This window comes from Blautia sp. TF10-30 (genome assembly GCF_003481245.1).
Lineage (GTDB): Bacteria > Bacillota > Clostridia > Lachnospirales > Lachnospiraceae > Fusicatenibacter > Fusicatenibacter saccharivorans.
Window position 1 is genome coordinate 1 of sequence record NZ_QUKM01000004.1, and the last position, 2981, is coordinate 2981.

The 2981-nt window shown below is 52.5% G+C and carries 1 rRNA gene; it reads left to right on the plus strand.

Annotation, left to right across the window (positions count from 1 at the left end):
- Window positions 1–94: 94 nt before the first annotated feature.
- A 23S ribosomal RNA gene (locus tag DXD02_RS05285) occupies window positions 95–2981 on the plus strand.

Here is a 2981-nt window from a genome sequence, read left to right on the forward strand (position 1 = left end):
AGAGATAATCGAAAGATTATTGAATCAATTGCTTTTAAAGCAGAGAACACAAAAGCCTGTCATCAACGCTATGATGGCAGCGGACCAAGAATACAGGTCAAGCATTAAGAGCGCAGGGTGGATGCCTTGGCACTGAGAGCCGATGAAGGACGTGATAAGCTGCGAAAAGCTTCGGGGAGGAGCAAATATCCATTGATCCGGAGATATCCGAATGGGGAAACCCACTTGAGCAAACCTCAAGTATCCATACGCCAATCCATAACGTATGGAAGGGAACCGGGGGAACTGAAACATCTAAGTACCCCGAGGAGAAGAAAGAAACCTCGATTTCCAAAGTAGCGGCGAGCGAAATGGAAAGAGCCCAAACCGTGGTGCGTGCACCGCGGGGTTGTGGACTGCATAAGGTACTCGAATCAATAGCCGAACAGTTTTGGGAAATCTGATCAGAGAGGGTGAAAATCCCGTAGGCGAAATTGATGAGAGGCTGGCAGGATCCAGAGTACCACGAGACACGGGAAACCTTGTGGGAAGCAGGAGGGACCACCCTCCAAGGCTAAATACTCCTCAGTGACCGATAGCGCATAGTACTGTGAAGGAAAGGTGAAAAGGACCCCGGGAGGGGAGTGAAAGAGAACCTGAAACCCTGTGTTTACAAGCTGTGGAAGTGCCTTATGTGCACAACCGCGTACTTTTTGTAGAACGGTCCGGCGAGTTACGTTTACTGGCAAGGTTAAGCACTCAAGGTGCGGAGCCGAAGGGAAACCAAGTCTTAAGAGGGCGCAAAGTCAGTAAGAGTAGACCCGAAACCGGGTGATCTACCCATGTCCAGGCTGAAGCTGCCGTAAGAGGTAGTGGAGGGCCGAACGCACATCCGTTGAAAAGGGTGGCGATGAGGTGTGGGTAGGGGAGAAATTCCAATCGAACCCGGAGATAGCTGGTTCTCCTCGAAATAGCTTTAGGGCTAGCCTCGATGGAGTCTTACGGAGGTAGAGCACTGAATTTCTAAGGGGGCGTCAAAGCTTACCAAGGGATATCAAACTCCGAATGCCGTAAAGATGCTCATCGGGAGTCAGACTGCACGAGATAAGTTGGGCAGTCAAAAGGGAAAGAGCCCAGACCTGCTGCTAAGGTCCCAAAGTACGTGTTAAGTGGAAAAGGATGTGGGATTTCGAAGACAACTAGGATGTTGGCTCAGAAGCAGCCACACATTCAAAGAGTGCGTAATAGCTCACTAGTCGAGAGGTCCTGCGCCGAAAATGTCCGGGGCTGAAACACGACACCGAAGCACAGGATACCGTATGGTATGGTAGAGGAGCATTGCTGGCGCGATGAAGCAGTACCGGAAGGAGCTGTGGAGTGCCAGGAAGAGAGAATGCCGGAATGAGTAGCGAGAGAGAGGTGGGAATCCTCTCGGCCGAATATCCAAGGTTTCCAGGGTAAAGCTGATCTGCCCTGGGTAAGTCGGGGCCTAAGGAGAGGCAGAAATGCGTATCCGATGGACAGCAGGTTGAGATTCCTGCACTATCTTAAAACAGAACTGTGGGGACATTTGTGGAGAGCACAGGCGCGGAACGGAAAGCCGCGTGCAAGCGAAGGAGGAGTCACATAGGAAAAACCGTGTGGCAATCCAAAGGCGTGATGCGGACCGAACTAAAGTAGGGAAGTGTGTGAGCCATGAATCAAGAAAAGCCGCTATTGTTTTTAAGATACCCGTACCGTAAACCGACACAGGTGGATGAGGAGAGAATCCTAAGGCCGGCGGAAGAAGCATTGTTAAGGAACTCGGCAAAATGACCCCGTAACTTCGGGAGAAGGGGTGCCAACGAGAGTTGGCCGCAGAGAATAGGCTCAAGCAACTGTTTAGCAAAAACACAGGTCTATGCAAAACCGTAAGGTGAGGTATATGGGCTGACGCCTGCCCGGTGCTGGAAGGTTAAGAGGAGAGGTTAGCGCAAGCGAAGCTTTGAATTTAAGCCCCAGTAAACGGCGGCCGTAACTATAACGGTCCTAAGGTAGCGAAATTCCTTGTCGGGTAAGTTCCGACCCGCACGAAAGGCGTAATGATTTGAGCGCTGTCTCGACAATGCATCCGGTGAAATTGAAGTACCAGTGAAGATGCTGGTTACCCGCGCCAGGACGGAAAGACCCCATGGAGCTTTACTCCAGTTTGGTACTGGGGTCCGGCAGTGCATGTACAGGATAGGTGGGAGGCTGTGAACCTGGAACGCCAGTTTCAGGGGAGCCATTGTTGGGATACCACCCTTGTGCTGCTGGGCTTCTAACCAGCGGCCTTTATCAGGCCGGGGGACAATGCCAGACGGGGAGTTTGACTGGGGCGGTCGCCTCCGAAAGGGTATCGGAGGCGCTCAAAGGTTCCCTCAGAATGGTCGGAAACCATTCGAAGAGTGCAAAGGCAGAAGGGAGCTTGACTGCGACACCGACGGGTGGAGCAGGTACGAAAGTAGGACTTAGTGATCCGGTGGTATTAAGTGGGAATGCCATCGCTCAACGGATAAAAGCTACCCTGGGGATAACAGGCTTATCACTCCCAAGAGTTCACATCGACGGAGTGGTTTGGCACCTCGATGTCGGCTCATCGCATCCTGGGGCTGTAGTAGGTCCCAAGGGTTGGGCTGTTCGCCCATTAAAGCGGTACGCGAGCTGGGTTCAGAACGTCGTGAGACAGTTCGGTCCCTATCCGGCGTGGGCGTAGGATATTTGAGAGGAGCTGTCCTTAGTACGAGAGGACCGGGATGGACTGACCTCTGGTGTACCGGTTGAACCGCCAGGTTCACGGCCGGGTAGCCAAGTCGGGAAGGGATAAACGCTGAAGGCATCTAAGCGTGAAGCCCCCCTCAAGATGAGATATCCCATTCGAAAGAAGTAAGACCCCTTGAAGACGACGAGGTAGATAGGGCAGGGGTGGAAGTGCCGTAAGGCATGGAGCTGACTGTTACTAATCGGTCGAGGGCTTGACCTAA